Raw genomic sequence first — 22,860 nt, forward strand, 5'->3', positions numbered from 1 at the left:
CGATCCGGGCATGACCGAGAACGCGCACGACGACGGGCCGGAGTTCCTGGACGAGGAGGCCCTCGACCTGTACACCCGCGCCCTCCGCCAGGGCCGGCTGCCCGCCCCGGCGGCCGCCGGGGCCCCGCACCTCCTCCGTCTCGGCCTGCTGCACCCCGCCCCCGACGATCCCGACGGGCTGGAGCCCGTCGCGCCGCAGGTCGCCCTGCACCGGCTGCTGCGGGCCTCGGCGGACCGCGTCGCCGAGGAGCGCCGGCGCGAGGAGCGTCTGGTCGAGGCGCTGGGGCCGCTGCTGCGGGCCGGCGGGTCCGGGGCGACGGCGACCCCCCTCATCGCGCTGCACAGCGGCAAGGAGCACATCGGACGGGTCATCGACGAGACGATGGCCGACGCCACCGACCTGCTCTCCGTCCAGCCGTACAGCAGCTACATCAACCCCGACCCGGCCCTCCACGAGCCCGCGCTCCGGCGCGACCAGGCCCTGCTCGACCGCGGCGGCCGGATCCGCGCCCTCTACCAGCACACCCTGCGCCACGCGCCCCCGCTCCTCGCCCGCTACGAACGGCTGACGGGCGACGTCGAGGCGCGGACCCTGGACGAGATCACCGAACGTCTCGTCGTGGTCGACCGGGAGGTGGCGTTCATCCCGGCCACCGTGGACCGCAGTTCGGCCCTGGAGGTCCGCCACCCGGCCATCGTGGGGTTCCTGGTGACCGTCTTCGACCGCCTGTGGCACCTCGCCACGCCCCTGTACCCGCGGGCCGTGCGGCAGCCCCCGCTGAACGGCGTCACCCCCCGCCAGCGGGCCATCGCCGCCCTGCTGGTCGAGGGCCACACCGACGCCGTCGTGGCCGAGCGGCTCGGGATGAACGTGCGCACCGCGCGCGAGCACATCGCCAAGCTCGCCGCGACGCTGGGCAGCGGCAGCAGGGCCCAGCTCGGCTACCTCATCGCCCGCTCGGGGATCCTCGACCGGGCGACGTGACCGCCGGGCCCCGGGCCCCGTCCAGGCCGGCCTGGGCGATGCGGACGCCCAGTTGCGTACGGCTGGCCGCGCCCAGCGTCTCCGACAGGCGGGCAATGTGGGCCCGGCAGGTCCGCACGCTGATGCCCAGCCGTTCCGCGATCACCGCGTCCTGGTGTCCCTCCGCGAGCAGGGCCGCGATGGACTGCTCGCGGTGCGAGATGCCCTCGATGCCGGTGGCGGGCAGCGGGGCGGTCAGCGGGATGGCGAGCCGCCACAGCCGGTCGAAGACCGTGCCCAGGTAGTCCACCAGCGCCGGGTGGCGCAGCTCCAGCGCCATGGTGCGCTCGGTGTTGGCGGGGATGAACGCGACCGTGCGGTCGAAGAGGATCAGCCGCTCGACCACCTCGTCCAGCGTGCGCGCCTCCACCGCGTCGCCCATCAGCTCCAGATAGCTGAGCAGCCCGTGCCCGTGCCGGGCGACGTGCGTGTACAGGTCCCGCATGCGCACGCCCCGGCCGCGCAGCGCCATCGCCCGGTGCAGTCCCTCCGACAGCTCCGCCTCACGCCGGATGCCGCCCGGCTGCACGGTGAGCACCTCGGTGGTGCACGCCTGCGTCGCCTCGTCCATCGCCGCCTGGATGCGGGCCAGTCCGTCCAGCACCCGGATCGCCGGGCCCTCCGCCGACGACCGCGAGGCGGACACCTGGCGGCCCAGACCGGCGTACCGCTCGAAGGCCTCGACGGCCGAGCCGACCCGGCGCTGACTCGCGCTCACCTCGTCGTACATCCCGCGCAGCAGCCGGGTCATGACCTCCTGCGGGGCGGTCGGCACCAGCCAGTCCATGTCGTCGGGGTCCGGGTGCAGCAGGGCGAGCTCCAGCAGGCAGGGCACCGGCTCCGCGTCCCGGCGCGGCAGCCGTCCGCACCGCACGGCCCGGGAATACACGCGATCCCCGGCCTCGCACAGTCGGTCGGCACCGTGTGGATGCTCCTCCGTCCCGTGCCCGGCCATCGCCCATCCCACCCCCGGTTCAGCCACTTTCCGCAGCGCAACTATGCGCGGCCGCAACCGGCTGTGCAACACGGGCGGGGCCCGGCGCCGGTCGGGGGGAGCGGCGCCGTGGCCGGATAACGACGGGGCGGCTACTTCAGCTTGACGGCCGCGCAGGCCGCCTTGTACTCCGCGGTGCAGATGTCCGAGACGTCGTAGATCTTGTCGGCGATCACGGTGGCCTCGATGTTGTCCTTCGTCAGCGCGACCACGGGCACGAGCTGCGCCGGGATGTCCTTGTGCGTGGGGCTGTCCACCCGCTCGCGGGTCAGCGCGTCGAACTGGATGTCCTTGCCCTGGACCTTCGCCACGGCCATCTCGGCGGCGCTCTCGGCCTCCTCCGGGTAGGACTTGTAGACGCTCATGTACTGCTCGCCGACGAGGATGCGCTGCACCGCCGCGAGTTCGGCGTCCTGGCCGGTGATCGGGGGCAGGTCGGTCACGCCGGCGGCCTTCAGCGCCTTGACGATCCCGCCCGCCATGCCGTCGTTGGCGGAGTAGACCGCCTTGATGTCGCCCGCGCCGATCGCGTTGATCGCCTCGGTCATGTTGGCCTGGGCGTTCTCCGGCTTCCAGTCCTTGGTGTCGTAGGACTTGGCGATCGTCACCTTGCCCTTGAGCTCGGAGAGCGCGCTCGCCTTGAACTGCTTGGCGTTGGGGTCGGTCGACGAGCCGTTCATCATCACGATCTTGTCGGTGATGCCGCCGTCGCTCCCGAGCGACTCCAGCAGGGAACGGCCCTGCACCTCGCCGACCAGCGCGTTGTCGAAGGAGACGTACGCGTCGATCGGGCCCTCGGCCAGCCGGTCGTAGGCGATGACGGGGATGCCCGCGTCCTTGGCCTTCTGCACGCCGTCCGCGATGGCGTGCGAGTCGACCGGGTCCAGCACGATGACGTCGACCTCGTCGTCGATCATCTGCTGCATCTGGTCGGCCTGCTTGCCGGCGTCCGCCTCGGCGTTGGCGTACTCGACCTTGCCCTTCTTGTTGGTGAGCGACTCCACCTTCGTCTTGAAGATGGGGTAGTCGAACTGCTCGTACCGGGTGTTGGCCTTCTCCGGGAGCAGCAGCCCGACGGTGACGTCGTCGCCCTTGCCCGGGCTCGCCTCGTCGCTGCTCCCCGTCGCGTTGAGCACGCCGCATCCGGCGAGCATGACGGACATGGAGGTGGCGGCCACGGATATGGCGATACGACGCATGCGAGGGCTCACTTCAGGTGCGTTTCGGACGTGGGCACAGCTTTGCGGCCCATGTGACTGAAAAGCCAACGCTTCAGCCCCCGCCGGAGTCAAGGCCGTCCGCTTAACGAGATGGACACGGCACGGGGCGCCGGGCTCGTGAGAGACCTGCGGACGTCCGGCGAGGATCATCTGGACGCGCAGTCATACCATAGCCACACGCGAGCACGGACAAGCCAAGAGGCCCTGAGGTTCGGTGAACCTCAGGGCCTCCCGCGGCGCCCCGGGACCGGCGCCTCAGTCCTGCTGCTGCCGCTTGGGCCGCCACACCACCAGCGCGCTGGTGTGCTGCACCTCCTGGTACGGCACCAGGTCGCGGCGGTACGAGGCGTGCACCGCGGCCTCGCGCTGGCGCATCGCCGCCGCCGCCCCGTCGAGGGCGCCCTCCAGCTCGGCCACGCGGGCCTGGAGGGCGGCGACCTGGTTCTCCAGTTCGATGATGCGTTTGATCCCGGCCAGGTTGATGCCCTCGTCCTGTGACAGCTGCTGCACCTGACGGAGCAGCTCGATGTCACGGGCCGAGTAACGGCGGCCCCGGCCGGCCGTGCGGTCCGGCGACACGAGACCCAGCCGGTCGTACTGGCGCAGCGTCTGCGGGTGCAGACCGGAGAGCTGGGCCGCCACCGAGATGACGTAGACCGGGGTGTCCTGGGTCAGTTCATACGGATTGCGTCGACGGCCGTCCATGCAGATCAAGCTCCCTTCGCGGCCTGGAACAGCTCCGCCCGCGGATCGTCGTCCGCGGTCGCCTCGCGATACGCCACCAGTGCGTCACGAGCCTTCCCCGACACGTCCTTGGGAACACTCACCTCCACGGTGACCAGCAGATCACCGCGGGTGCCGTCCTTGCGGACCGCGCCCTTGCCACGGGCCCGCATGGTGCGCCCGTTGGGTGTGCCCGGCGGCAGCTTCAGCGTGACCGGCGGACCGCCCAGCGTCGGGACCCGCACCTCACCGCCGAGGGCGGCCTCGGCGAACGTGACGGGCACGGTGACGGTCAGGTTGTCGTCCTTGCGGCCGAACACCGGGTGGGTGCCGACGTGCACGACGACGTACAGATCACCGGCGGGACCGCCGCGCTCGCCCGGCGCGCCCTTGCCGCGCAGCCGGATCCGCTGGCCGTCGCTGACGCCCGCGGGGATGCGCACCTGCATGGTCCGCGAGGACTTGGCGCGGCCGCTGCCCTTGCAGATCTCGCAGGGCTCCTCCGCGATCAGACCGCGTCCCTTGCAGTCGGGGCAGGGATCGGTGAGCGAGAAGCCGCCGCCCGAGCCCCGCGCCACCTGGCCGGTGCCGACGCAGGTCGGGCACACGCGCGGTGTGCCGTTCTTGTCGCCGGTGCCCGAACAGGCCTTGCAGGGCGCCTGCGACGACATCCGCAGCGGGACCGTCGCGCCCTCGATCGCCTCGGTGAAGCTCAGCGTCACCTCGGACTCGATGTCCTGGCCGCGCCGCGGCTGGGTACGCGTGGTCCCCGCGCCGCCGCGGTTGAACAGGCCCCCGAAGACGTCACCCAGGCCGCCGCCGAAGCCGCCCGCCTGGCCGCCGGCCTGACCCCCGAAGAGGTCGCCCAGGTCGAAGTTGAAGGAGCCGCCGCCCGCGCCCGGCCCCGGGCGGAACCCGCCGGCGCCGAAGAGCGCGCGCGCCTCGTCGTACTCCTTGCGCTTCTTGGGGTCGCCGAGGACGTCGTTCGCCTCGGAGATCTCCTTGAACCGCTCCTCCGCCTTGGCGTTGCCCTTGTTGGCGTCCGGGTGGAACTCGCGGGCGAGCTTCCGGTACGCCTTCTTGATCTCGGCCTCGGTGGCGTCCTTGGGGACGCCGAGGACCTTGTAGAAGTCCTTCTCGATGAAGTCCTTGGTGCTCATCCCCGACGTCCCTCCTTCCCTGCGTCGACTCCCGCGTCAGCCCTCGTCCGGGCCACCGCTCTCCTTGTTCTCCGAGTCGTCCTGCGCCTCGGCGCCCTCCTCGGCCGGCTTGACGGTCTGCGCGCCGGGCTGCGGCTCGGCGACGGCCACCCGCGCGGGGCGGATGGTGCGCTCGCCGATGCGGTACCCCGGCTGCAGGATCGCCACGCACGTCGTCTCGGTGACGTCCGGCGCGTAACTGTGCATCAGCGCCTCGTGGATCGTCGGGTCGAAGGGCTCGCCCTCCTTGCCGAACTGCTGCAGACCCATCTTGGCGATGATCGTCTCCAGCGACTCGGCGACGGACTTGAAGCCGCCGACCAGCTCGCCGTGTTCCCGCGCGCGGCCGACGTCGTCGAGCACGGGGAGCAGCTCGCTCAGGAGGTTCGCCACGGCGATCTCCTTCACCGCGATCCGGTCACGCTCGACCCGGCGCCGGTAGTTCTGGAACTCGGCCTGGAGGCGCTGGAGGTCCGCCGTGCGCTCGTTGAGCGCCGTGCGCGCCTGGTCCAGCTGGGCCACCAGTGCCGCTTCCTGGCCCGTGTCCCCGGCCGGGGCCGCCCCCTCCTCCTCGGAGGGCTGGGCGGCGGCCTTCGGCTCGGCTTCCTCGGAGGGGACGTCGGGCTGCTGCGACTGCTCGTCGAAGCCCGGGGTCTCCTCGGTCACGCCGCACCGTCCTTGCGGTCCTCGTCGACGATCTCGGCGTCGACGACGTCGTCGTCGGCCTTGGCCTCGCCGGCACCGGCGGACGCACCGGCCGCCTGGGCGCCCTGGGCGTCGGCGTACATGGCCTGGCCCAGCTTCTGGGAGACGGCGGCGACCTTCTCCGTGGCGGTGCGGATCTCGGCGGTGTCCTCGCCCTTGAGCTTCTCCTTCAGCTCGGCGACGGCGGTCTCGACCTCGGTCTTGACGTCACCGGGGACCTTGTCCGCGTTGTCGCTGAGGAACTTCTCCGTCTGGTAGACGAGCTGCTCGCCCTGGTTGCGGGACTCGGCGGCCTCGCGGCGGGCGTGGTCCTCCTCCGCGTACTTCTCGGCCTCCTGGCGCATCCGGTCGACCTCGTCCTTCGGCAGCGAGGAGCCGCCGGTGACGGTCATCTTCTGCTCCTTGCCCGTGCCCAGGTCCTTCGCGGTCACGTGCATGATGCCGTTGGCGTCGATGTCGAAGGAGACCTCGATCTGCGGGACGCCGCGCGGCGCCGGGGGCAGACCGGTCAGCTCGAACATGCCGAGCTTCTTGTTGTACGCGGCGATCTCGCGCTCGCCCTGGTAGACCTGGATCTGCACGGACGGCTGGTTGTCCTCGGCCGTGGTGAAGATCTCGGAGCGCTTGGTCGGGATCGTGGTGTTGCGCTCGATCAGCTTGGTCATGATGCCGCCCTTGGTCTCGATGCCGAGGGACAGCGGGGTGACGTCGAGCAGCAGGACGTCCTTGACCTCGCCCTTGAGCACACCGGCCTGGAGCGCGGCGCCGATCGAGACGACCTCGTCCGGGTTGACGCCCTTGTTGGCCTCCTTGCCGCCGGTCAGCTCCTTGACGAGCTCGGCGACGGCGGGCATGCGGGTGGAACCGCCGACGAGGACCACGTGGTCGATCTCGGACAGCTGGATGCCGGCGTCCTTGACGACGTTGTGGAACGGCGTCTTGCAGCGCTCGAGCAGGTCCGCGGTCAGCTGCTGGAACTGGGCGCGGGTCAGCTTCTCGTCGAGGTGCAGGGGGCCCTCGGCGGAGGCGGTGATGTAGGGGAGGTTGATCGTGGTCTCGGTGGACGAGGACAGCTCGATCTTCGCCTTCTCGGCGGCCTCGCGCAGACGCTGCAGCGCCATCTTGTCCTTGGCCAGGTCCACGCCGTGCCCGGACTGGAACTGCTTGACCAGGTAGTCGACGACGCGCTGGTCCCAGTCGTCACCGCCGAGGTTGTTGTCACCGTTGGTGGCCTTCACCTCGACGACGCCGTCGCCGATCTCCAGCAGCGAGACGTCGAACGTACCGCCACCGAGGTCGAAGACCAGGATGACCTGCTCGTCCTTGTCCAGGCCGTACGCCAGGGCGGCGGCCGTCGGCTCGTTGACGATGCGCAGCACGTTCAGGCCGGCGATCTCGCCGGCCTCCTTGGTGGCCTGGCGCTCGGCGTCGTTGAAGTACGCCGGGACGGTGATGACCGCGTCCGTGACCTTCTCGCCCAGGTACGCCTCGGCGTCACGCTTCAGCTTCTGCAGCACGAAGGCGCTGATCTGCTGCGGGTTGAAGTCCTTGCCGTCCAGGTTGATCTTCCAGTCGGTGCCCATGTGGCGCTTGACCGACCGGATGGTCCTGTCGACGTTGGTGACGGCCTGGCGCTTGGCCACCTCGCCGACCAGCACCTCGCCGTTCTTGGCGAAGGCGACGACGGACGGCGTGGTCCTGGCGCCCTCGGCGTTGGTGATGACGGTGGGCTCGCCGCCCTCCAGAACGCTGACGACGGAGTTAGTCGTGCCCAGGTCGATGCCGACCGCACGTGCCATTTCGATTCCTCCATGACTTGAGTGGAACGGACTCAAGCATGCCTGACACCCGGCGCAGGGTCAACAGAGCTGAGTCGAGCAGGCTCAACTCTCATCCACTCCTTACACGCAACCGGTCCGTGACCTGCGGCGACGCCTCGGAAGATCGCTGGCGAGGGTGAAAAACAGGAGGGACGGGAAGGCGCAGGAGCGCGAGGACGACCACCGCGGCCACCGCCGCCACCCAGACCGTCGCACCCCCGGAGACCCGTCCGGTGTGCGCGGCCACTCCCACGAGTACCCCGCCCAGCGACGCCACGCCGAGCAGGACGGTCACCGCGCGGGGAGCGAGTCCGAGCCGGCGCAGCCGGTGCCCGAGGTGGTCCGGCCGGCCGCGCGTCACGGGCCACCGGGACAGCCGTCGCGCGAGGACCACCAGGACGGCGTCGGCGCACACCACGGCCGTCAGGGCGAACAGCACCCCGGCGCCGGCCCCGGTCCCCTGGCCGGCCCGCACGAACACCGCCGCCGCGGCCACCACGAACCCGGCGAACAGCGAGCCGCCGGCGCCGAGCCCGGACCGCGCGGGGTGCCAGTTGTGCAGCAGGAACCCGGCGAGCGCGGCGGCCAGCACGCTCAGCAGCAGCGCGATCCCGTCCATCAGCTCGGCCGCCGCACAGGCCGCCGTCCCGAACGCGGTCACCACCCCCACGGTGCCGGCCAGCCCGTCGGCGTGGTCGAGCCCCCGGAAGGCGGCGGTGACCGCCACGACCCACCCCACGGCGAGCACGCCCGCCGGCACCCCGGTCTCCGCGTACGGCACGACGAGCGCCGCCGCCACGGCCGTACCGGCGAGCGGGACCCACCACCGCAGCCGCCACACGTCGGCGGCCAGCCCGAGGACGCCGACCCAGACCCCGGCGGCCAGCAGCCGCCCGACCCCGGTGCCGAGCGGGGCGTGTCCCGCCCGGTCGCCGACCCCCGCCACCAGCACGGTCGCGAGCACGACGGCCGTTCCCCCGGACAGCGGCAGCGCCCAGCGGCGTCTGCGGTCCAGGATTCCCAGGCGCAGGGCGGGGACCCGCAGCAGCTCCGCGAGGAGGGCGGAGAACAGCAGGGCGGTGGCGGCGGCGACGATCCCGTAGAGCACGGATATAAGTTAGGGGCGTATGGGCCGATTTATCGCGAATAACACGAGGGGATCCCGGACGCCCTTCGGGACACCCCGGGACGCCTCCGTAGGCGACCCTGAGCGATTCAGATCACCCCGCGCCCGGCTACAGTGCGGCCGGGGATGGGGGTAGTCTCGAACGGACTACATAAGTTACCGCTTAGTAATGTCGGGGCAGCCTTACCGGAGACCCCGTCGACGTTCCGCACATCCCCTCAAACCCCTCGCAGGCCCGAGGAGCCCTCATGCAACTCGCCGCGATCATCGTGTCGCTGGTCCTGACCGTGGTCGGCGTTGCGCTGCTCGCACGCGCGATCGGCCAGTTCGTCCGGTACTTCAAGCTGGGCCAGCCGGTCCCGGCCGGCGCCCGGACCGACAACCCCTACCAGCGCAGTGTGACCCTGGTGCGGGAGTTCCTCGGCCACACCCGCATGAACCGGTGGGGCGTCGTCGGCATCGCCCACTGGTTCGTCGCGATCGGCTTCCTGACGCTGCCGCCGACCCTCGCCCAGGCGTTCGGCCAGCTCTTCCAGGCCGACTGGGTGCTCCCGGTCATCGGCGGCTTCCTGCCGTTCGAGCTCTACATCGAGTTCATCGGCGTGATGACCGTGCTCGGCATCGCCGTGCTCATCGTCATCCGCCTGCTGAGCCTGCCGTCGCGCCCGGGCCGCAAGTCCCGCTTCGCCGGCTCCAAGGCGGGCCAGGCGTACTTCGTCGAGTACGTCATCCTCACCATCGGCCTGGCCATCTACGTGCTGCGCGGCCTGGAGGGCGCGCTGCACCACGTGGACCACTACGAGGCCGCCTACTTCGCCTCGTACCCGCTGGTCCTGGCCTTCAAGGGCCTGTCGGTCGCCACGCTGCAGAACCTGGTCTACCTGGTCGCCATGATCAAGATCGGGACCTCGTTCGTCTGGATGATCGTGGTCTCGCTCAACACCAACATGGGTGTGGCCTGGCACCGGTTCCTGGCCTTCCCGAACATCTGGTTCAAGCGGGAGGCGGACGGCGGGGTCGCGCTGGGCGCGCTGCAGCCGATGACCTCCGGCGGCAGGCCGATCGACTTCACCGATCCCGGTGACGACGACGTCTTCGGCGTCTCCCAGGTCGAGCAGTTCTCCTGGAAGGGCCTGCTGGACTTCTCCACCTGCACCGAGTGCGGCCGCTGCCAGTCGCAGTGCCCGGCCTGGAACACCGGCAAGCCGCTGTCCCCGAAGCTGCTGATCATGTCGCTGCGCGACCACGCGCACGCCAAGGCCCCCTACCTGCTGGCCGGCGGCGGCAAGACCATGGAGGGCGAGGAGAAGGCGTCCGCGGAGCAGCTGGCCGGTGTGCCGGCCGCCGCGCTCGCGGAGGCCGAGCGCCCGCTGATCGGCACCGCCGAGGACAACGGCGTCATCGACCCGGACGTGCTGTGGTCCTGCACCACCTGCGGCGCCTGCGTCGAGCAGTGCCCGGTGGACATCGAGCACGTCGACCACATCGTCGACATGCGCCGCTACCAGGTGATGATCGAGTCCGCGTTCCCCTCCGAGGCGGGCACGATGCTCAAGAACCTGGAGAAGAAGGGCAACCCCTGGGGCCTGGCGAAGAAGCAGCGCCTGGAGTGGACCAAGGAGGTCGACTTCGAGGTCCCGGTCGTCGGCAAGGACCTCGAGGACCTCTCCGAGGTCGAGTACCTGTACTGGGTCGGCTGCGCCGGCGCCCTGGAGGACCGCGCCAAGAAGACCACCAAGGCCTTCGCGGAGCTGCTGCACATCGCGGGCGTGAAGTTCGCCATCATGGGCGGCGACGAGAAGTGCACCGGCGACTCCGCCCGCCGCCTGGGCAACGAGCCGCTGTTCCAGGAACTCGGCATGGAGAACGTCGCCGCGCTGAACATGGCCTTCGGCGAGGAGACGGACGACGAGGGCAAGGTCGTGCCCGAGTCGGCGAAGCCCAGGTCGGCGAAGAAGATCGTCGCCACCTGCCCGCACTGCCTCAACACCCTGGGCAACGAGTACCCGCAGCTCGGCGGCGACTACGAGGTCATCCACCACACCCAGCTGCTGCAGCACCTGGTCGACGAGGGCAGGCTGATCCCGGTCACCCCGGTCGAGGGCATCATCACCTACCACGACCCGTGCTACCTGGGCCGCCACAACAAGATCTACACGCCCCCGCGCGAGATCATCGGCAAGGTCCCGGGCCTGCGCAACGAGGAGATGCACCGCCACAAGGAACGCGGCTTCTGCTGCGGCGCGGGCGGCGCCCGGATGTGGATGGAGGAGCGGATCGGCAAGCGCATCAACAACGAGCGCGTCGACGAGGCCCTCTCCCTGAACCCCGACATCGTCTCCACCGCCTGCCCGTTCTGCCTGGTCATGCTGACCGACTCGGTCAACGGCAAGAAGAACGAGGGCAAGGCCAAGGAAACCGTCCAGGTCGTCGACGTCGCCCAGCTGCTGCTGGACTCCGTCAAGACCCCGGCCGACCCCACCGGCGACGCGACCAGCGAGACCGCCCCCGAACCCGAACCCGTCAAGTAACGCGACGCACCACCGAAGGGGCCGCCCACCAGGGCGGCCCCTTCGCCATGTTCACGTACAACCCTCCGGCCCACTCGAAGGTCTCCTGGTCGGCGGCCATCCGTGAACCACAGGACAACTCGGGGCGAACACGGGTGCCACACCGCACCAGCATCCGTGAACGGCCGTGCCCGGCGACCGTCCCGCACCCCGCAGGAGACCTCCTTGCACAAGAACCTCCGCACCGCCCTGGCGACCGCCACCGCGGCCGCGCTCACCGGCGGCCTGCTGGTCGCCATGGCCGGCCCCGCGTCCGCCGCCCCCTCGGGCGTCGACGGCGACTTCAACGGCGACGGCTACCGGGACGTCGCCGTCACCGCCCCCCTCGCCTCCGTGAGCGGCAAGGGCAGCGCCGGCGCGGTGACGATCCTCTACGGTTCCCCCCAGGGCGCCGGCGCGGGCAGGATCCAGACCCTCACCCAGGACAGCGCGGGCGTCCCCGGCGCCGCCGAGAAGGACGACCAGTTCGGCGCCCACACCGCGCCCGGCGACTTCAACGGCGACGGCTACGCCGACCTCGCCGTGGGCGCCCCGGGCGAGGACGCGGGCACCGACGCCGACGGCGGCACCGTCGTCATCCTGTGGGGCGGCTCCGGCGGCCTCTCCGGCGGCACCACCGTGTCCGACCCCACCCGCTCCGTCCACGACTGGTTCGGCCAGGTGGTCGCCGCCGGCGACTACGACGGCGACGGCAAGGCCGACCTCGCGATCGCCTCGGACATCAACAAGGTCGACATCTACCGCGGCGGATTCACCAAGTCCGGCTCCACCGGCGGCCGCTACACCGTCACCCCGCCCATCCTGAAGGTCCCGGGCATCGACATCTTCAACCTCACCCCCGGCGACACCGACGCCGACGGCCGCACCGACCTGGTCGTCGACGGCTTCGAGGGCGACAGCCAGAGCGACTACTCGTACAACGCCAACTACTGGCTGCCCGGCTCCTCCTCCGGAGCCACCGCCTCGGGCGCCCGGAAGCTCCCCGCCGGCGTCATCTCCGACATCGGCGACGTGAACGGCGACGGCTACGGCGACATCGTCATCGGCAACGCGTGGGACCCCGGCACGGAGACCCCGGGCACCGCCAAGGGCGGGTCGGTGGACGTCGTCTACGGCACGTCGTACGGGCCCGACGCCATCGAGCGCGTCAACCAGAACAGCGCCGGCGTGCCCGGCAGCAACGAGAACGGCGACAACTTCGGTCACGAGGTCTCCCTGGGCGACATCAACGGCGACGGCCACGACGACCTCGTCGTCGGCGCGCCGGGCGAGGACCTGGACGGCGTCGAGGACGCCGGCATGGTCTCCGTGCTCTACGGCGGCCCCGGCGGCCTCCTGGAGACCGGCTCCCAGTCCCTGCACCAGGACACCCCGGGCGTCCCCGGCGGCAACGAGGAGGGCGACGGCTTCGGCGGCGAGGTGCTCCTCTCCGACGTCACCGGCGACGGAAAGGCCGACCTGACCGTCGGCCTGCCGTGGGAGAACGACTCCAACGGCTACGCCGTCACCTTCGACTCCGACGGCCTGAGGATCAACACCACCGGCCGCGGCATCGGCCTCGGCACCGCCGGCCTGTCGTCGGCGGGCCACCCGATGTTCGGCTTCCACGTCAACGGCTGACCACCCGCAGCCGCGCGAGCGCCCCGTGGGCCGGGGCCGTCCACAGCGGACGGCTCCGGCCCACGGGCACGGCGCACGGCGCACGGCGCACGAAAAATCCTCGCGCCGCGCGCACCCGCCCCCTACCGTTTCCGATCATGAACCGTGGTGCGTGCGCACCGGTGGTCCCCGACCCGCGCGCACGTCACCCCTTGCACGTCACCCTCTGCACGCCACCCCCGAATCCCTCGCATCCTTCCGGCACGCCGACCGCGTCCGGCACCCGCAGGAGAACCCCGCATGCACCAGCGCCCCGCGCGCCTCGCCCTGGCCACCGCCCTCGCCCTCACCGGCGGCCTGCTCGCCCTGTCCGCGCCGTCGGCCGCCGCCGCCCCCTCCGGCCTGGCCGGCGACTTCAACGGCGACGGCTACCGCGACCTCGCGGTCGGCGCGTTCGGCGCCGACGTCGGCTCCGTCCCGAACGCCGGCGCCGTCGTCGTGCTGTACGGCTCGTCCTCCGGGATCTCGGCGTCCCGCAGGACGGTCGTCACCCAGAACTCCACCGGCGTCCCCGGCGCCGCCGAGGAGGACGACCGCTTCGGCCACAGCCTCGCCGCCGGCGACCTCGACGGCGACGGCTACTCCGACCTCGTCGTGGGCGCCCAGTACGAGGCCATCGGCGACCGCGACGGCGTCGGCTCGGTCACCGTCCTGTGGGGCGGCAAGTCCGGCCTGTCCGGCGGCGCCGTCCTGCCCCAGCCCTCGAACCTCGCCGAGTGGGGCGGTTACGGCTCCGGCGTGGCGGTCGGCGACTTCGACGACGACGGCGACGCGGACGTGACCGCCACCGGCCAGGACCGCACCCGCCTGTACCGGGGCCCCTTCACCCGCACCGGCACCCCGGCGGGCCACACCAGCCTCCCCCTCGGCTCCACGTACGAGGTGATCGCGGGCGACCTGAACCGCGACGGCGCGGCCGAACGCGTCTACCCCTTCCTCGTCGACGGCGACCCGGGCGGTGACATCAGCTACCACCGCTGGACCGGCACCAAGTACGCGGAGACCGACCTGCCCGCGGCCGACGGCGCCCAGGGCACCGTCGGCGACGTCAACGGCGACGGCTACGGCGACCTGGTCCTCGGCGAGCACGAGGACCCACGCGCCGCCAAGCCCGGCGGCCACAAGGGCGGCCAGATCACCGTCTGGTACGGCGGCCCCACCGGCCCCGACCCGGCGCAGAAGCCCACCGTGATCCACCAGGACACGACGGGCGTCCCCGGCGGCGGCGAGACCGGCGACCTGTTCGGCTCCGCGCTGAGCGCGGGCGACGTCAACGGCGACGGCTACGCAGACGTCGCGGTCGGCGCCTTCGGCGAGGACCTGGACACCAAGAAGGACACCGGCACGGTGACCGTCCTGTTCGGCTCGGCCTCCGGACTGACCGGCAAGGGCGCCAAGCAGTACTCGCAGAACACCTCGGGCGTGCCCGGCAACAACGAGACCGGCGACGGCTTCGGCCAGACGGTCCGCCTGGTCGACCTCGACAAGAACGGCAAGGCCGAACTCGTCGTCGGCACCGGCTACGAGAACGGCTACGGCGCCGTCACCGTCCTGCGCGGCGCCTCCACCGGCCCCACCACCTCCGGCGCCACGTTCGTCTCCGCCCGCGACGTCGCCCTCAAGGGCAACGCCACCTTCGCCTGGGCCATCGCCCAGTGACACCCCCGCGCCCTCCGCACAGCACCACGAGGTTCCCCATGCGCCTGCGCACCGCCGCGACCGCACTCGTCGCGGCCACCCTGACCCCGTTCGTCCTCACCGTGCCCACCGCGCACGCCGCGCCCGCCGCCACGCCCGCCGCCCCGTACGACTTCAACGGGGACGGCCGCGCCGACCTGGCGATCGGCGCACCCGGCGCCACCGTCGCCGGCAAGGCCAAGGCGGGCGCCGTGTCCGTCCTCTACAGCGGCACCGGCGGCCCCAAGACCTCGACCAGGACCCTCCTCACCCAGAACACCGCCGGCATCCCCGGCAGCGCCGAGGCCGACGACGCGTTCGGCACCTCCGTGGCCTCCGCCGACCTCGACCGCGACGGCTACGCCGACCTGGTCGTCGGCACCCCCGGCGAGGACACCAGCGACGACACCAACGACGGCGTCGCCACCATCGTCTGGGGGTCCGCCTCCGGTCTGTCCGGTGCCCGCACGGTGAACAACTTCGCCCACTCCAGCCACGACCGCTACGGCCTGTCCCTCGCCGCGGGCGACTTCGACGCCGACGGCCACCCGGACATCGCCGTCGGCGCCACCGGCTCGACGATGCTCACCCTCGTCCCCGGCCCCATCACCCGGTCCGGCCCGTGGCACGGCGGCACCGCCCAGGGGATGGGCGCCTACCTCGAGTCCCAGGGCGTCCCGTACCTCTCCTCCGGCGACGTCACCGGCGAGGGCTTCGACGTGCTCGTCACCCACGGCCACCGCAACGGCGGCGGCAGCTTCAGCGACCTGCGGAACGGCAACATCGCCCACTCCGGCGACTGGTTCTCCTACCTGCCCCCCGGCTACGTCTCCGCCGTCGGCGACATCGACGGCGACGGCTACGGGGACATCGCCGTCGGCAACGACCGGGAGCCCTCCGCCGACTTCCAGGGCGTGCTCGGCGGCCAGGTCACGATCGTCTACGGCGGCCCCCAGGGCCGCGACAGGGACCGCCCCGAGGTCGTCCTCACCCAGAACACCGCCGGCGTCCCCGGCGCGTCGGAGGCCGGCGACCGCTTCGGCAGCGGCGTCGCCCTGGGCGACGTCGACGGCGACGGGTACGCCGACCTCGTCGTCGGCGCCGCCGGCGAGAACAGCGGGGCCGGCGCCGTCACCGTCCTGTACGGCTCGGCCCTGGGCCTCACCACCAGGGGCGCCACCTCCTACACCCAGAACACCACGGGCGTGCCCGGCAGTTCGGAGAAGGGCGACCTCTTCGGCGCCCGCGTCGTCCTCACCGACCACACCGGCGACGGCCGCGCCGACCTGTCCGTGTCCGGGACGGGCGAGAACTCCGGCGACGGCTCGGTCTGGTTCCTGCGCGGCGCGGCGAGCGGCCTCACGACCACGGGCGCGACCAGCTTCGGTCCGGGGTCGACGGGCGTGTCCACCACCGGCAGCCCGCGCTTCGGCACGGCTCTCGGCGGCTGACCGCCGCATCCCTCCCACCGCCACGCCGCCGGCCGGGTCCCTCCGGCCGGCGGCGGCACCGGCCTCGGCCCGAAGTCCGGCGTCGGCGGCCGCTTCGGCCGTGACGTGGCCACCGGCGACTTCACCGGCGACGTCCACCTCTTCCGGGGCGGAAAGGGCGGCCTCACCGGTTCCCGCTCCTCCTGGATCGCCCAGACGGTCCTGGGCCCCGCCGACGAGCGCGACGCCTTCGGAGCCTCCCTGCGGCTGCGTGACCTGACCGCCGACGGCCGGGCGGACCCGGCGCTCGGCGTGAACGACGGCATCGTGCCGCGCGGCACGAGCACGGTCCCGACGACCACCGGCGCCATCCGGCTGCCCGAGTTCGGCGGCGGCTTCCCCGACTGGCACCGGTCCCCCGTCCTCCGTGGGTCCGGCCCGCCACGGCCCCGGTCCTCCGGAGGACGGACAACCCGGCTGACGGCCCCTTAGGGGATGTCACAGCTCGGCCGCAAAGCCGGTCCCGGAAGCCGGAGCCCGGCGCGCGGCCGCCCGGGACCAGGTACGTTCGAGGACGTGGCTGGATTCAGGATCGGACGCGGCCGGAACAACAACGGCGCTCCTCACGCGCGACCGCAACACCCCCCGCACGGACAGCAGACGCCGCAGGGGCCGTCGTACGGCTACCCGCAGGCGCCGCAGCCGTACCCGCAGCAGCCGTCGTACGGCGGTGGCGGCGCCGGCCCCTGGCCGCACGCGCACGGCGGCCACGGGGGTCACGGCGGCCACGGGGAGCCCGAGTACTTCGGCGACGGCGCGTACCCGCACGGCGCCCAGGGCGGCCCGCACGACCCGTACGCGGCCAACAACCCGGGCCACACCCAGGCCTTCTCGATCAACGAGGAGCCCTACCACCAGGCCGACGCGGCCCCGCCCGCCGGCCCGACAGGTCCCCGGCTGCCCTGGAAGGACCTGCTCAAGGGCATCGTCCTCTCCCCCGACCGGACCTTCCTGCGGATGCGCGACTACACGATGTGGGGCCCCGCCCTCATCGTCACCTTCCTCTACGGCCTGCTCGCCGTCTTCGGCTTCGACACCGCGCGCGAGGACGCGATCAACGCCACGCTGTCGAACGCCGTCCCGATCGTCCTGACGACGGCCGTCGCGATGGTGATCAGTGCCTTCATCCTCGGCGTGGTCACCCACACCCTGGCCCGCCAGCTCGGCGGCAACGGCGCCTGGCAGCCCACGGTCGGCCTCTCCATGCTGATCATGTCCCTCACGGACGCGCCCCGCCTGGTCGTCGCCATGTTCGCCGGCGGCGACGCCGCCTTCGTCCAGATCCTCGGCTGGGTCACCTGGGTGGCGGCCGGCGCCCTGCTCACGGTCATGGTCGGCCGCTCCCACGACCTCCCCTGGCCGAAGGCCCTGGGTGCCTCGGCGATCCAGCTGGTCGCCCTGCTGTCGATCGTGAAGCTGGGCACGTTCTGACCCCGCGCCTCATACGGAAGGAGGGGGCTCCCGGACAGGTCCGGGAGCCCCCTCCTTCCGTGTCGTCACGTCGCCGTGCCGCCCCGCTCCGGGACGGCCTCAGCGCACGTCCACGAAGTCACCGGCGGCCTTGACGGCCGGGGTGGTCGAGGTGCCCTCGAAGGAGTAGCGGAAGTAGCCGTCGGTGGACGCCTTGACCGTGGTCGACAGGTTGCCCGTCGAGTTGGTCCTGATCGTCTTGACCGTGGTGTAGGTGGTGCTGTCCTTCTTGCGGAACTGCAGCTTCACCGGCTGGTCGGTGTACCCGCGGTACTTGTTGTCCTCCCAGTTGGCCCGGGTGAGCTTGCCGGTGACCGTGATGGTCTTGCCCTTCGTCACCGGCTCCGGCGAGGCGTTGACCGTCAGCTTCGAGTGGCGCTGCACCTTGAAGGTGGTGGCCGCGTCCCGGTGGATGTAGTCGTAGTCGTTGGCGGAGACCAGCGTCCCGAGCTTCCAGGTGGCCGCCGCCTTGTTGTCGACGAAGCCGGTCGCCGCCTGCGGGTCGAACGTCAGCGTGCCCGTGCAGGTCGACGTGGTCGCGCTCGCCTCGACGCACGTGATGTCGCCGTCGTCGTACCAGATCTGCGCGTAGTTCGGCTTCGGCCCGACGGCGTGGATGTACGTGGCCCGGGCGATCCCCGAGTCGTCCGACGCGGTCACCGCGACCTTGAAGGACACCGGCTCGGTGGTGCCGACCACGACCGGCTTGCCCCCGTTGACGACGACCTTGTCGATCGTGATGTCGCCCGAGCCGCCGTCCTCCGCCTGGGCCGCGGTGGCGCCGGTCGTGGTGACGGCCAGGGCGACGCCGGTGCCGAGCAGGGCAAGACGCATGGGTGTGCGCATGGATATCCCCCCACAGAGTCCTCAGTTGATCACCAAGACCCTACGGCGTTGGCCAACGATTCACCACGGTGTTATGCCGACGGTGTCGCCACGGAGGTTCCGCCACGGACGGGCGCCCGCCTCCACCCGGCTCCGCGGGGACCGGCGGCGCCCCCGCCCCGGACCCGTCCTGGCCGGAGGGCCGTCCTGGCCGGAGGGCCGTTCCTCAGAGGGCTTCCCTGTTCGGCCTGGCCGCCTTCCCCGCCCCGTGCACCGGCGGCTGAACGCTCCACGGGAAGTTGATCCACTCGTCGGTGCGCTTCCAGACGTACTCGCACTTCACCAGCGACTGCGACTTCTCGTAGATCACGGCGCTGCGCACCTCGGCGACGGCGTCGAGGCAGAAGTCGCGCACGAGCTTGAGCGTCTTGCCGGTGTCGGCGACGTCGTCCGCGATCAGCACCTTCTTGTCGGTGAAGTCGATGGCGTTGGGCACCGGCGCGAGCATGACCGGCATCTCGAGCGTGGTCCCGACCCCGGTGTAGAACTCGACGTTGACCAGGTGGATGTTCTTGCAGTCGAGGGCGTAGGCGAGCCCGCCGGCCACGAAGACACCGCCGCGGGCGATGCTCAGCACCACGTCGGGCTGGTACCCGTCGTCGGCGATCGTCTGGGCGAGCTCACGGACGGCGACGCCGAACTGCTCGTAGCTGAGGTTCTCGCGCATGTCGCTCACACCTGCGTCCGGTGGAAGTTGAGGTAGGACCGCGAGGCCGTCGGCCCCCGCTGTCCCTGGTACCGCGATCCGTACCGCTCGCTGCCGTACGGGTGCTCGGCCGGCGAACTGAGCCGGAACATGCACAGCTGCCCGATCTTCATCCCGGGCCACAGCTTGATCGGGAGCGTCGCGAGGTTGCTGAGCTCGAGGGTCACGTGCCCGGAGAAGCCGGGGTCGATGAACCCGGCGGTGGAGTGGGTGACCAGCCCGAGCCGCCCGAGCGAGCTCTTCCCCTCCAGCCGCGAGGCGAGGTCGTCCGGCAGCGTGATGACCTCGTACGTGCTGGCCAGCACGAACTCACCGGGGTGCAGGATGAACGGTTCGTCCCCCTCCGGCTCCACGAGCCGGGTCAGGTCCGCCTGCTCGACGGAGGGGTCGATGTGGGGGTACCGGTGATTCTCGAACACCCGGAAGTAGCGGTCGAGGCGTACGTCGATGCTGGACGGCTGCACCATGGCGTCGTCGTAGGGATCGATACGCACCCGTCCGGCGTCGATCTCGGCCCGGATGTCCTTGTCTGAGAGAAGCACGCCCCGAGAATACGCAAGGCGCGCGGACCGGCCGCAATCGGCCACCCCGCGCGCCACCGCTGTTACCCCTGCTACCGCGCTGCTACCGCTTCTCGAGCACCACCGGCACAACGCTGCGGAGCCGCGCACAGCCCGGACACCGCAGAAGCCGGCCGGGACCGAGTCGCTCGGCCTGCCGCATCGGGAACGAGGCGGCGGTGAACACGTGCCCATCGGCACAGCGGACGACAGTGCGCTCCATCAAGTCCAAGAGTCCCTTCCCCAAGAGCCCCGTCTGGCTGACTGCCCTGACGGCAAAAGCCACATTACGGGATCAAAGGAACGACCCTCCAGGCGGCACCCCGCCCCTTCACCGTACGCCCCAACTTCTGCCCCCCGCAGCCGCATCCATCCCCTGAAACGACATCAGGCCCCCGGGCTCGAACACCGGGGGCCTGACATGAGGTAGAGTGACGGGCGTCCGGACGCCGCTCGCCTGCGGGGCCCTGGATCACGCGGGTGTAGTTTAATGGTAGAACATCAGCTTCCCAAGCTGAGAGCGCGAGTTCGATTCTCGTCACCCGCTCCACGAAGAAGGCCCAGGTCATCGACCTGGGCCTTCTCAATGTGTGCAGTGCCGTGGCCCCCACAGGGCCGCATCTGACGGCCGGCTCCCGCCGGTGTTCGAGCCCGTCGGCATGCTCCGCATCAGTCTCCGGCTGTTCGGACGTGGCCCAGCCGCTGAACTGCCGACGGGGCCGCACTCCATGGTTTCGAGATCTCACCGTAGGGCTCCCAGCCGTACCGCCGCATGCACTGAGCGTCCTCCATGCGACCGGCCGCCTCCAACAGTTCAGCGTACTGACGCCAGACGTACGGGTCACCGGTCCGCGAGGCGCGGCGGAGCCAGGCGAGCGCCTCGTCCGTGCGACCCGCGATGCGGAGCAGCTCGGCCACGGCGGACCGCTGGTCCGGGTAGTCCTTCTCGCCGTGACGGTCCGCGCACGACTTCAGCCAGTCGAAGGTCTCGTCCGGCCCCTCGGCTGCCGTCATCAGGCGAGCGATCTGCGGGAAGACCTCCGGATCCCCTCCTTCCGCCGCACGCTGGTACCAGGCGAGGGCCTCTGAAGGTCTCCCCAGTTGCTCATGCAGGGCGGCGACATGCACCACCGCGTCCCGTCGACCGGCGTCGACCTCTTTCCGGTACAGCATGAGTGCTTCCGCCAGGCGGCCCTGCTGCCTGAGCGCCTCTGGCGTGTTCGTGCCCTTCTCTCGGCGGTCGCCCTTGGCGAGCTCCTCCGCGAAACCCAGCAGTGCGGTCAACTCGCGCCGCACCGCGTCGTCCTGATCCTCCTCATCGACAAGGCTCCACAATCGGCTTCGAAGGAGGGCGTCCATGGCCAGGTGCCGGATCAACGCGTGCCCTGCCCAAGGGATACCGCCACTGTCCTTTCTGCCTTCTTCCGCTGCACGGGACAGCAGCCACGCCAGGACGGTGAGGCCGCTGTCACCGCGCTCCCGCATCAAGGCGGCCGTCTCCACCACTGCGTACCCACCACTTGCCTCGGCCTCTTGCTGAAGGTGGACGAGTGCTTCCTCCATCCGCCCCGCCTGCTCCAGCAGGTGAGCCAGCTCTCCACGTCCGCCGTGCACGCCGGCATCGGCCGCGCGTCTGAGGCAGGCCTCTGCCTCCAGGAGCTCTCCAGCCCTGCGCAGAAGCATGCCGGCGTAGAGCCGGCCATGGCTTCGTCCCGCTTCGGCGGCTCTCTTGTACCAGGCGACTGCTTCGTCCGGACGGGTCGCCTCCATGAGACCGGCCACCTGCTCCATGGCCGTGGTGTCCCCGGCTTCCGCGAGAGGCAGACACCACAGCAGTGCCTCGTCTGGTCTTCCCTCTTCCTCCAAGAACTGAGTAGCTGCCCCGGCAGCGCCCGGCACCCCCGCTTCCGCCCCTGCCTCGAGCAGCCGCAGAGCGATCCGCAGGTACCCCCTGTCCCTGGCCGCCTCGGCCAATGCGGTGAGGGAGTCCCGCGCGGCGTGGTCCACCAGTGCGTCCCACAGCCCCGCCGGCGGTGCCTTGGTGCGCCTTTCCTTCCTGCCGTGCTGGTCCAGGTAGTCCGCGAGTCTGATGTCGTCGGTGAGGACACGAGGCCCGCCCGGTTCACGGAAGGTGGCGGGCGTGAGAGGGCCCCGGATTCCACGCGCCGGCTCGCTGAGTTCTGCGAGTGCATGCTCGATGTCACCGTCCGCCACCAAGTCGTACTGGTCGGCGGAGAGGTAGTGGCTGATCGACGCTTCCAGGAGGATGCGCGGGAGGAGCGTGTCGTGCCCGAGACGGCGGGCATCCATGGCCGACTCGATCAGGGCCCTCTGAAGAGCCGTGGCGGTCTCATACCGGTCGATGAGTGCTCGACCGCCCGCGAGGTACTGCGTGATCCGCCCTGGCTCCCCCTGTTCCAGCGCTTCCTTGAGCCTGAGGTCCGCAGCGGCGAGGCGCCTCAGCTCGGGCACGTCCGTTTCCTCGAAGGTGTCCGGTACCCGGTAGTGCTTCCCGGTGAGGAGGGCACGGGCCTGTGCGTGCGTATCTCCGCGGTCGCCGTCTTTGCACGGCTTCACCAGATCCGCCCACAGGTCGGGCCAGGTCGTGCCCAGGACGAGCAGCGGTCCCCGCCGCGGGTCGTTGAGTACTTCTCGCAGGTGGGCAGCTGCCTGCTCGCCCCGGTCGCCGCTCAGGAAGCGGTGGATCTCGTCGAGCCACAGGACGGTGCGGGGAGTGATCTCGGCCAATGCAGCGATCAGTGCTTCGGCAGGGCTCGGTACCAGAGGAAGCACGAGCCGCCAGTCCGGAGGGAGCAGGTTGAGCGCCTCCCAGCACGCCCTCGTCTTGCCGGTCGATGATTCACCGACGAGGACGGCGAGTACGCCGGCCGGCTGCCCGGCCGCCCGCGCGACGAGGTCGTTCACCGCGTCGGCCAGCCACCGGTCGTGCTGCCGTTCGACGTAGAGGGGAAGCAACGGCAACCCCGACGCGCCATCGCCGTCGATGGCCTCGTGCACTTCCAGCGTGAACG

The 22,860-nt window shown here is 71.2% G+C and carries 18 protein-coding genes and 1 tRNA gene; 8 read left to right on the forward strand and 11 right to left on the reverse strand.

Going from position 1 to position 22,860, the window contains the following annotated elements:
* The first annotated feature begins 10 nt into the window (after nucleotides 1–10).
* Nucleotides 11–985: a helix-turn-helix transcriptional regulator gene (locus ABTY20_RS13435; protein ID WP_351997129.1), complete on the forward strand. Its 975-nt coding sequence runs from the start codon at nucleotides 11–13 to the stop codon at nucleotides 983–985.
* Here the strand turns inward: ABTY20_RS13435 and ABTY20_RS13440 are convergent.
* The 7 genes from ABTY20_RS13440 to ABTY20_RS13470 all read right to left on the reverse strand — a co-directional run bounded on the left by ABTY20_RS13440 (nucleotide 948) and on the right by ABTY20_RS13470 (nucleotide 8,793).
* Nucleotides 948–1,979: a helix-turn-helix transcriptional regulator gene (locus tag ABTY20_RS13440; protein WP_351997174.1), complete on the reverse strand. Its 1,032-nt coding sequence runs from the start codon at nucleotides 1,977–1,979 to the stop codon at nucleotides 948–950. The two genes, ABTY20_RS13435 and ABTY20_RS13440, sit on opposite strands and share 38 nt — an antisense overlap.
* Nucleotides 1,980–2,110: 131 nt before the next feature.
* Nucleotides 2,111–3,229, reverse strand: a complete 1,119-nt coding sequence (locus ABTY20_RS13445; RefSeq protein ID WP_502991800.1) for a substrate-binding domain-containing protein — start codon at nucleotides 3,227–3,229, stop codon at nucleotides 2,111–2,113.
* 264 nt (nucleotides 3,230–3,493) lie between these two features.
* Nucleotides 3,494–3,943: a heat shock protein transcriptional repressor HspR gene (locus tag ABTY20_RS13450; RefSeq protein WP_351997131.1), complete on the reverse strand. Its 450-nt coding sequence runs from the start codon at nucleotides 3,941–3,943 to the stop codon at nucleotides 3,494–3,496.
* A 5-nt stretch (nucleotides 3,944–3,948) separates the two neighbouring features.
* The gene (dnaJ, locus tag ABTY20_RS13455) at nucleotides 3,949–5,121 is read right to left on the reverse strand and encodes a molecular chaperone DnaJ (RefSeq protein WP_351997132.1); all 1,173 of its coding nucleotides are present in this window, start codon (nucleotides 5,119–5,121) and stop codon (nucleotides 3,949–3,951) included.
* A 36-nt stretch (nucleotides 5,122–5,157) separates the two neighbouring features.
* A complete protein-coding gene (grpE, locus tag ABTY20_RS13460; RefSeq protein ID WP_351997133.1) occupies nucleotides 5,158–5,826 on the reverse strand; it encodes a nucleotide exchange factor GrpE in 669 nt (222 codons plus the stop codon).
* Nucleotides 5,823–7,664: a molecular chaperone DnaK gene (gene dnaK, locus ABTY20_RS13465; protein ID WP_351997134.1), complete on the reverse strand. Its 1,842-nt coding sequence runs from the start codon at nucleotides 7,662–7,664 to the stop codon at nucleotides 5,823–5,825. Before dnaK ends, grpE begins: the two co-directional genes overlap by 4 nt.
* Before the next feature lie 91 nt (nucleotides 7,665–7,755).
* Nucleotides 7,756–8,793 carry an MraY family glycosyltransferase gene (locus ABTY20_RS13470; protein WP_351997135.1) on the reverse strand — a complete coding sequence of 346 codons (1,038 nt, stop codon included), beginning with the start codon at nucleotides 8,791–8,793 and terminating at the stop codon, nucleotides 7,756–7,758.
* A 266-nt stretch (nucleotides 8,794–9,059) separates the two neighbouring features.
* Here ABTY20_RS13470 and ABTY20_RS13475 point away from each other — a divergent pair, with 266 nt between their 5' ends.
* The 6 genes from ABTY20_RS13475 to ABTY20_RS13500 all read left to right on the forward strand — a co-directional run bounded on the left by ABTY20_RS13475 (nucleotide 9,060) and on the right by ABTY20_RS13500 (nucleotide 17,638).
* Entirely contained in the window at nucleotides 9,060–11,342 is a 2,283-nt protein-coding gene (locus ABTY20_RS13475; protein WP_351997136.1) for a heterodisulfide reductase-related iron-sulfur binding cluster, read from the forward strand.
* Nucleotides 11,343–11,546: 204 nt separating this feature from the next.
* The gene (locus ABTY20_RS13480; RefSeq protein WP_351997137.1) at nucleotides 11,547–13,001 is read left to right on the forward strand and encodes an FG-GAP-like repeat-containing protein; all 1,455 of its coding nucleotides are present in this window, start codon (nucleotides 11,547–11,549) and stop codon (nucleotides 12,999–13,001) included.
* A 279-nt stretch (nucleotides 13,002–13,280) separates the two neighbouring features.
* Nucleotides 13,281–14,699, forward strand: coding sequence for an FG-GAP-like repeat-containing protein (locus tag ABTY20_RS13485; RefSeq protein WP_351997138.1), 1,419 nt, complete (start codon nucleotides 13,281–13,283; stop codon nucleotides 14,697–14,699).
* A 38-nt stretch (nucleotides 14,700–14,737) separates the two neighbouring features.
* Nucleotides 14,738–16,168: an FG-GAP and VCBS repeat-containing protein gene (locus ABTY20_RS13490; protein WP_351997139.1), complete on the forward strand. Its 1,431-nt coding sequence runs from the start codon at nucleotides 14,738–14,740 to the stop codon at nucleotides 16,166–16,168.
* Nucleotides 16,169–16,273: 105 nt separating this feature from the next.
* The gene (locus ABTY20_RS13495; protein ID WP_351997140.1) at nucleotides 16,274–16,639 is read left to right on the forward strand and encodes a hypothetical protein; all 366 of its coding nucleotides are present in this window, start codon (nucleotides 16,274–16,276) and stop codon (nucleotides 16,637–16,639) included.
* A 3-nt stretch (nucleotides 16,640–16,642) separates the two neighbouring features.
* Nucleotides 16,643–17,638, forward strand: coding sequence for a Yip1 family protein (locus tag ABTY20_RS13500; RefSeq protein ID WP_351997141.1), 996 nt, complete (start codon nucleotides 16,643–16,645; stop codon nucleotides 17,636–17,638).
* Nucleotides 17,639–17,737: 99 nt separating this feature from the next.
* On the opposite strand, the gene ABTY20_RS13505 is transcribed toward ABTY20_RS13500, so the two are convergent.
* The 3 genes from ABTY20_RS13505 to dcd form a co-directional block, all read right to left on the reverse strand.
* Nucleotides 17,738–18,523 (reverse strand): calcium-binding protein, encoded by a 786-nt coding sequence (locus ABTY20_RS13505; protein WP_351997142.1) that lies wholly within the window; start codon nucleotides 18,521–18,523, stop codon nucleotides 17,738–17,740.
* A 205-nt stretch (nucleotides 18,524–18,728) separates the two neighbouring features.
* On the reverse strand, nucleotides 18,729–19,238 hold the full coding sequence (locus ABTY20_RS13510) for a phosphoribosyltransferase (RefSeq protein ID WP_351997143.1): 510 nt from the start codon (nucleotides 19,236–19,238) through the stop codon (nucleotides 18,729–18,731).
* A complete protein-coding gene (gene dcd / locus ABTY20_RS13515) occupies nucleotides 19,235–19,810 on the reverse strand; it encodes a dCTP deaminase (protein WP_030827650.1) in 576 nt (191 codons plus the stop codon). The genes ABTY20_RS13510 and dcd overlap by 4 nt, the downstream gene beginning before the upstream one ends.
* A gap of 494 nt (nucleotides 19,811–20,304) precedes the next feature.
* Between dcd and ABTY20_RS13520 the strand changes: the two genes are divergently transcribed.
* Nucleotides 20,305–20,378, forward strand: a tRNA-Gly gene (locus ABTY20_RS13520).
* 119 nt (nucleotides 20,379–20,497) lie between these two features.
* Here the strand turns inward: ABTY20_RS13520 and ABTY20_RS13525 are convergent.
* A complete protein-coding gene (locus ABTY20_RS13525) occupies nucleotides 20,498–22,846 on the reverse strand; it encodes a tetratricopeptide repeat protein (protein ID WP_351997144.1) in 2,349 nt (782 codons plus the stop codon).
* Between the last annotated feature and the right edge of the window lie 14 nt (nucleotides 22,847–22,860).

This window comes from Streptomyces sp. NPDC126497, assembly GCF_040302425.1.
Classification (GTDB): Bacteria; Actinomycetota; Actinomycetes; order Streptomycetales; family Streptomycetaceae; genus Streptomyces.

Coding starts and splice junctions, on each gene's coding strand:
- ABTY20_RS13435 (WP_351997129.1), top strand. CDS start 11: ATGACCGAGAACGCGCACGACGACGGGCCGGAGTTCCTGGACGAGGAG.
- ABTY20_RS13440 (WP_351997174.1), bottom strand. CDS start 1,979: ATGGCCGGGCACGGGACGGAGGAGCATCCACACGGTGCCGACCGACTG.
- ABTY20_RS13450 (WP_351997131.1), bottom strand. CDS start 3,943: ATGGACGGCCGTCGACGCAATCCGTATGAACTGACCCAGGACACCCCG.
- dnaJ (WP_351997132.1), bottom strand. CDS start 5,121: ATGAGCACCAAGGACTTCATCGAGAAGGACTTCTACAAGGTCCTCGGC.
- dnaK (WP_351997134.1), bottom strand. CDS start 7,664: ATGGCACGTGCGGTCGGCATCGACCTGGGCACGACTAACTCCGTCGTC.
- ABTY20_RS13475 (WP_351997136.1), top strand. CDS start 9,060: ATGCAACTCGCCGCGATCATCGTGTCGCTGGTCCTGACCGTGGTCGGC.
- ABTY20_RS13485 (WP_351997138.1), top strand. CDS start 13,281: ATGCACCAGCGCCCCGCGCGCCTCGCCCTGGCCACCGCCCTCGCCCTC.
- ABTY20_RS13490 (WP_351997139.1), top strand. CDS start 14,738: ATGCGCCTGCGCACCGCCGCGACCGCACTCGTCGCGGCCACCCTGACC.
- ABTY20_RS13500 (WP_351997141.1), top strand. CDS start 16,643: ATGTCACAGCTCGGCCGCAAAGCCGGTCCCGGAAGCCGGAGCCCGGCG.
- ABTY20_RS13505 (WP_351997142.1), bottom strand. CDS start 18,523: ATGCGCACACCCATGCGTCTTGCCCTGCTCGGCACCGGCGTCGCCCTG.